Annotated in this window: 5 protein-coding genes; 2 read left to right on the top strand and 3 right to left on the bottom strand. The window is 73.9% G+C overall.

The window, feature by feature from the left end:
• Together selB and ispG are read left to right on the top strand one after the other, a co-directional pair.
• A partial coding sequence (gene selB / locus Q7W29_14445; GenBank protein MDO9173021.1) for a selenocysteine-specific translation elongation factor occupies positions 1–1,884 on the top strand: 1,884 nt, incomplete at its 5' end.
• Positions 1,881–2,954, top strand: a complete 1,074-nt coding sequence (gene ispG / locus Q7W29_14440) for a flavodoxin-dependent (E)-4-hydroxy-3-methylbut-2-enyl-diphosphate synthase (GenBank protein ID MDO9173020.1) — start codon at positions 1,881–1,883, stop codon at positions 2,952–2,954. The genes selB and ispG, both read left to right, overlap by 4 nt.
• A gap of 19 nt (positions 2,955–2,973) precedes the next feature.
• Here the strand turns inward: ispG and Q7W29_14435 are convergent, their stop codons facing one another.
• From Q7W29_14435 to Q7W29_14425, 3 genes are all read right to left on the bottom strand, one after another.
• Positions 2,974–4,260, bottom strand: coding sequence for a GTPase (locus Q7W29_14435; GenBank protein MDO9173019.1), 1,287 nt, complete (start codon positions 4,258–4,260; stop codon positions 2,974–2,976).
• A gap of 64 nt (positions 4,261–4,324) precedes the next feature.
• On the bottom strand, positions 4,325–5,797 hold the full coding sequence (locus tag Q7W29_14430) for an NFACT RNA binding domain-containing protein (protein MDO9173018.1): 1,473 nt from the start codon (positions 5,795–5,797) through the stop codon (positions 4,325–4,327).
• Between the two features lie 8 nt (positions 5,798–5,805).
• The gene (locus Q7W29_14425) at positions 5,806–6,288 is read right to left on the bottom strand and encodes a hypothetical protein (protein ID MDO9173017.1); all 483 of its coding nucleotides are present in this window, start codon (positions 6,286–6,288) and stop codon (positions 5,806–5,808) included.
• Positions 6,289–6,372 lie beyond the last annotated feature (84 nt).

The following is a 6,372-nucleotide window of genomic DNA, read 5'->3' as shown; positions in this document are numbered from 1 at the left end:
CGCCGCTTCATCCTCGGCACCGCCGGCCACGTCGACCACGGCAAGTCGGCGCTGATCAAGGCGCTGACCGGCATCGAGACGGACCGCCTCAAGGAGGAGCAGGAGCGCGGCATCAGCATCGAGCTGGGCTTCGCGGAGATGACCCTGGCGGACGGCACGTCCCTGGGCGTCGTCGACGTGCCGGGCCACGAGCGCTTCGTGCGGCAGATGGTCGCCGGGGCCGGGGGCGTCGACCTCGCGCTGCTGGTGGTGGCCGCGGACGAGGGGGTCATGCCCCAGACGGTCGAGCACCTCGAGATCCTGGCCGCGCTCGGGGTGCGCGGCGGCGTCATCGTGATCACCAAGCTCGACCTGGTCGACCGCGACCTGGCCGAGGTCGCGCTGGAAGAGGTGCGCGACCTGGCGCGCGGCACGTTCCTGCAGGACCGCCCCGCGGCCCTGGTCTCCGCGCGCACCGGCGAGGGTCTCGACGACCTGCGCGCCGCGCTCGTCGCCGAGGCGGCCGCGCTGCCGGACCGCGGCGGCGACGGCCCCTTCCGGCTGCCGGTGGACCGGGTCTTCACCATGCCGGGCGCCGGGGTCGTGGTGACCGGGACCTGCTGGAGCGGCGAGACCGCCGTGGGCGACGTGCTGGAGCTCGCGCCCACCGGCGCCAAGGTGCGCGTGCGCGACGTGCAGGCCCACGGTCGCGCGGTGGCGCGCGGCGGCTCGGGTCAGCGGCTGGCCCTCGCGCTGCACGGCATCAAGAAGGACGAGGTGGAGCGCGGCTTCCAGGTGGTCGCGCCCGGGGCCTGCGCCACCACGCTGCGGCTGGACGCGCGCGTCGACCTGGTGGCGCACTTCGACGGCGAGCTGAAGAACCGCCAGCGCCTGCACGTCCACCACGCCGGCCGCGAGGTGCTGGCCCGCGCGACGCTGCTCGACGTGGAGCTGCTGTCCCACGAGTCCGGCTGCACGAGCGGCCTGGTCCAGTTGCAGCTCGAGGCGCCGCTGGTCGTCCGCCGCGGCGACCGCCTCGTGCTGCGCTTCTACTCGCCGCTGGACACCATGGCCGGCGGCCGCATCCTGCACGGCGACCCGCCGCGCCGCCGCCGCTTCGACGAGACTTCCCTGGCCGAGCTCGCGGTCCTGGAGCTGGGCGACCCGGCCGAGCTGTTCCGCCAGAAACTGCGCGAGGCCGGCACCGCCGGCCTGCCGGCCGCGGAGCACGCGGCCTTCGCCGCCGACCCCGCGGCGCAGCCGCTGGGCAAGCGGCTCTACGACCGCGCCCTGATGGACGAGATCGCCGACCGCGTGGCGGCCCTGGCCGACGAGGCCTGGCGGCTCAACCCCCTGCGCGGGGGCGTGGGCAAGGAGGAAGCGCGCCGCAAGGTGCGCTTCGCAGGCTCGGCCGCGGAGTGGAACGCGCTGATCGAGGCCCTGGCCGCCGCCCGCGGCTGGAGCGCCGCCGGCGACCGCATCGGACCGGCGCAGTCCGACGTGCTGCCGGACGGGCTGCGGCGCGCCGTCGACGCCGTGGAAGCCCGCTTGCGGGCTTGTGGCCTGGACTGGCCCGGCGCGGCCGTCGTCGCCGCGGATCTGCCCGCCAACCAGCTCGCCGGCCACGACATCGAAGAGCACCTGCGCTACCTCGCGGCCCGCGGGCGTGCCGTGATGGTGACGGACGACTATCCTGTGCACGCCGCCGCGCTGGACGACCTGCGCGGGCGGCTGCGCGCCCATTTCGACGCCGAGGGCAGCCTCAACTTCGCCACGTTCCGCGAACTGACCGGCCTGAGCCGCAAGCTGGGCATCCCCCTGCTGGAGCACCTCGACGCCGCGGGCGTCACGCGCCGCGTGGGGGACCTGCGCACCGCCGGCCCGGTCCTGAAGAGAGAATCATGAGCGAATATCCCACCACCGCGGCGCGCCGCGCCACGCGGCGCGTGATGGTCGGCGCGATCGGCGTCGGCGGCGGCGAGCCCGTCCGCGTGCAGTCGATGACGACCACCAAGACCGGCGATCACGACGCCACCCTGCAGCAGATCCTCGAGCTGGCGACCGCCGGCGCGGAGATCGTGCGCGTGACGGTGAACGACGACGCCGCGGCGGAAGCCCTCCCGCGCCTGGTGCGCAGCTCGACGGTGCCCCTGGTCGCCGACATCCACTTCCAGCACGAGCTGGCGCTCAAGGCCATCGCGGCCGGCGTGGCCAAGCTGCGCCTCAACCCCGGCAACATCGGCTCCGCCGACAAGGTGCGCGAGGTGGCCCGCGCCGCCCAGGATCGCGGCATCCCGATCCGCATCGGCGTCAACAAGGGCAGCCTGCACCGGCGCTACGAGGAGCTGGCGAAGCGCGACCCCGCCGGCGCCATGGTGCAGTCGGCCCTGGACGAGCTGGAGGTGCTGGCGGCCGTCGGCTTCGCGGACGTCATCGTCTCCTTGAAGAGCAGCGACCCGCCCGAGGTGATCGAGGCCTGCCGCCGCTTCTCGCGCCTGAGCGACGCGCCCCTGCACCTGGGGGTGACCGAGGCCGGCACGCTGCAGGCCGGCATCTCGCGCTCGGTGACCGCGATGAGCGTGCTGCTGGCCGAGGGGATCGGCGACACGGTGCGCATCTCGCTGGCGGCCGATCCGGTCGAGGAGGTGACCGCAGCCTTCCACATGCTGCAGGCCCTGGGCCTGCGCGAGGGCTTCGCGCGCGTGGTGGCCTGCCCGACCTGCGGGCGCGTCGAAGTCGACGTCGTGGCGCTGGCGCGCCGCGTCGAGGAGCTGGCCAAGGACCTGCCGCCGGACCGGGTCATCGCGGTGATGGGTTGCATCGTCAACGGGCCCGGGGAGGCCAAGGCGGCCGACCTGGGGATCGCGGCGGGGAAGACCAAGGTCGCGATCTACCGCAAGGGCGTCCTGCACCGCAACATCGGGAAGGACGACCTCGAGCGGGTCCTGCTTGAGGAGATCGAGCGGCTGCGCTGATCCCGTCGGGGATCGCCGCTCAGACCCGCCAGGGCGCCAGCACCCGCCGCAGCGCGTCGGGCCCCTCGTGCCAGGCGAGCGCCAGGCCGTAGTTGGTGACCGGGACGCCGGCGGCGGCCAGCCGCAGCACGCGCGCCCGCAGCTTCTGCTCGTGGATCATGCAGCCCCCGCAGTGGATCACCACGGCGTATTTCAGCAGCTCGTCCGGATCCGGGAACTCGCGTCCGAAGGCGTGGTCGACGACGACGCCCGGCACGCGCTCCTGCAGCTGGCGCGGCAGCTGGACGGTGCCGATGTCCTCGGCGATGCGGTCGTGGTTGCAGGCCTCGGCGATCAGCACGCGGTCGCCCGCCGTCAGCGCGTCGAGGGCCGCGGCGCCGCGCGCGAAGAGGGCGAGGTCGCCGCCCGAGGTGGCGTGGATCATCATCACCGAGAACGTCGTCAGCGGCACGTCCGCCGGCACCCAGACGTCCATCACGTCGATGGCCTGGGAGTCGGTCAGCACGAGCTGGACGCTCTCGGCCGAGGCCAGCGCGCCCAGGAAGGCGACGAAGCGCCGGCGCTCGGCGTCCCGCACGGCGGGGTCATCGTGGCGCGCCCGGCGCAGGTCGGTGCGGTACAGCGCGACCGGGACGCTGCGGCGCAGCAGGAACTCCATCGCCATCTCCTGCGGGCGCAGCAGGCGGCCCGAGGGCGTCTCCTCGTCCATCGGCACGTGCAGCAGCACCGCGCCGCGGTCCCGCAGGAACGGGAGCAGCGGCCCGGCCCGCTTCGCGGCGGGGGAGGCCGCGGCCAGGAACTCCGCCAGCGCCGCGGTGCGCGCGTCGTCGGCGAGGTCGGCCTCGAAGACCGGGAAACCGCCGTCGCGGGGCAGCGCGTCCAGGCAGAACTCCCGCACGTCGGCGGGCAGCGTGTCGCCGGCGCGCAGGTTCAGCAGCACGGCCAGGTGCTTGCCCAGCCGCAGGCATTCCTGCGCGACGAAGGCCTCGACGTCGACCTGGCCCGAGGCGCGGGCCTGCCGCGGGTCGATGACCAGCGCGACGAGGTCGCACTCCTGCAGCGCGGCCAGCGTCTTCTGCCGCTTCTTGGCGCCGAGGCCCGCGCCCTCGTCCAGGCCCGCGGTGTCCAGGATCCGGCAGGGGCCCAGGGCGTGGATCTCCATGAGCGCGTCGCGGACGTCGGCGGTGGTGCCGGGAGCGGGGTCGACCAGGGACGTGGGTTGGCGGGTCAGCAGGTTCATCGCCGTGCTCTTGCCGGCGTTGACCCGTCCGAAGAAGCCGATGATCGTGCGCGACACCCTGGCCACGGCCGCCTCCTGTTCGAGCTTCAAGATGCGACGCGACGCGCCCGGATGCCAGCCGGTGAACGGTTCACGGGCGGGGCTCGCCCGCCTCCGCGGCGTTCAGCGGCACGACGCCGGGCATCGCGCCGGGCGGCACCATCAGGCTCTTCTCGTGCGTGCAGGCCGCCAGGCCGGGCGGCGAGCGGCGCGGCTTGCGCACGTGCTTGCGCAGCGTGTAGACGACCGGGACCAGACCGGAATTGCGGGCGCGGCAGTACTGGGCGGCCAGCGAGGCGGCCTTCTCCAGGGCTTGCCGGGGCACCTGCTCCGGGTGGCCGCCGGCGCGCAGCACGACGTGGCTGCCGGGCACGCCCTGGGCGTGCAGCCACCAGTCGTCGGGCGCGGCGGCCTTGTGGGTCAACTCGTCGTTCTCGCGGTCGTTGCGGCCGATCCAGACTTCCCAGCGCTCGTCGACCAGGAAGCGGCGGTACGGCGTCGCCTCGGGTGCCGCCTCTCGCCGTCCCGCGACCACGCGCTTGCCCGCACCCAACAGCGGGGCCTGCTCCGCGCGCCACGCCAGCACGGCGGGCAGCGGGTCCTCGGCGTCTGCCAGCCCGTCCAGCTCGAGCAGCAGCTCGCGGCACCGCTGCTGCTTGGCCTCGGCCTCGGCCAGGCGGCGCACGATGTGCTCGCGCCCACGCACGGCCTTGCGCGCCCTCTGGAACAGGCGGTCGAGGTTCTCGGCCGGGCTCAGGGTCGGGTCCAGGACGAGGCGGCACATCGTCCCGGCGGCGTCGGGCAGTTCGATGTCCGCGGTCCCGCGGCGCAAGGCGTGCAGGTGGATGGCGAGGGTCTCGGCGGCGTGCCGCACGGCCTCGCCGCCGTCGGCCGTGGCCAGGTCGCGCGACAGGTTCGCGCCCAGGCGCTGGGCGGCGTCGGCGACGCGGCGCAGGGCGGCGCGCGCCTCGGCGAACGCCTCGTCGAGCAGCAGGGGGCCGAGCAGGGAGGGACCGAGTACCCGGCACCGGGCCGCGACGTCGTCGGGCTCCGGCTCCACCGGCGGCGCGGGCGTCGGCGGCGTCGCGAGCGTCGCGGGGTGGGGCGAGGCGTGGGCCGACCACAGCCGGCGGCCGTCGCCGTCGGCGAGCACCAGGTTGCCGCGCTGGCCGAAGAACTGGTGCGCGAGCACGAACCGCCGCCCGTCCGGGTCGGCGAAGACGAAGAAGAGGATGGCGTCGTCCGCCGGCGCGGAAACAGCTTCCAGCCTGCAGCCGAGGAGATGCGAGGCGGCCAGGCGCTTCTGCGGCACCCAGCCCAGGGCGTCGGCCCAGGCGCGCGGCAGGGGAGCCTCGTCGTCCCAGGCCATCACGGCGCCGGCGCGCGCCAGCAGGAAGAGGTGCGTGGGAGCGGCGGCGTCCTCCCGCGCCTCGAGGGTCAGGCGCAGCCAGCCGGGGCCGCCGCCGGCGCGGGTCGCCCGTCGACCGGACAGACGCAGATGCCAAGCGGCGGCCAGGGCCCCGAGGGACTCCGGCCGCCGCCATGGAAGGGACGCGCGGTCCACGCCGCGGTCTAGAAGAACGTCAGACCGACGGTGAACTTCATGTCCGGCGCGTAGTCCGACAGGCCGATCTTCAGCTCGAACATCAACGACTTGGTCTCGTCCAGGCTCTTCTCCAGGCCGCCCAGGACGCTGATGCCCATCTTGGTGTATGAGTCGTCGATGCCGGCCGGGACATCGTCGAACTTGAACATGTGCATGCCGATCTCGCCGCCGACGTAGGGCGTGAAGCCGCTCAGGTCGGCTTCGACGAAGCTGTAGTTGGCGTCGGCGGCGAACGAGAACAGCTTGAGGCCGTCGAAGAAGGCGATCTCGACGTTGGGGACCAGCGCGATCTCGGGCGTGATGTTCAGACCCTTCACGTGACCGCCCACGAAGAATCCGCCGTCGACCGCGTCCACGTAGCCGGCGCGCGGGCCGAAGGCCATGGGACCGGCCGCCGCGACGCCCGCGACGAGGACCAGGGCCGTGGTTAGAAACAGGATCTTCTTCATCGTGTCTCTCCCTCTAGAGAAATGGGTTGGGTACGGACGTTTCCGATCCGGCACATTTCTAGAGCATGCCGGCCCCGCCGTCAA

The organism is bacterium (assembly GCA_030654305.1).
GTDB lineage: Bacteria > Krumholzibacteriota > Krumholzibacteriia > LZORAL124-64-63 > LZORAL124-64-63 > PNOJ01.
The sequence above is the reverse complement of the archived record's forward strand: the minus strand, read 5'-3'. Positions and strand labels throughout refer to the sequence as shown.

What these genes read in the sequence shown, in the direction of transcription:
- ispG (MDO9173020.1), top strand. Translation starts at nt 1,881, where the DNA reads ATGAGCGAATATCCCACCACCGCGGCGCGCCGCGCCACGCGGCGCGTG.
- Q7W29_14425 (MDO9173017.1), bottom strand. Translation starts at nt 6,288, where the DNA reads ATGAAGAAGATCCTGTTTCTAACCACGGCCCTGGTCCTCGTCGCGGGC.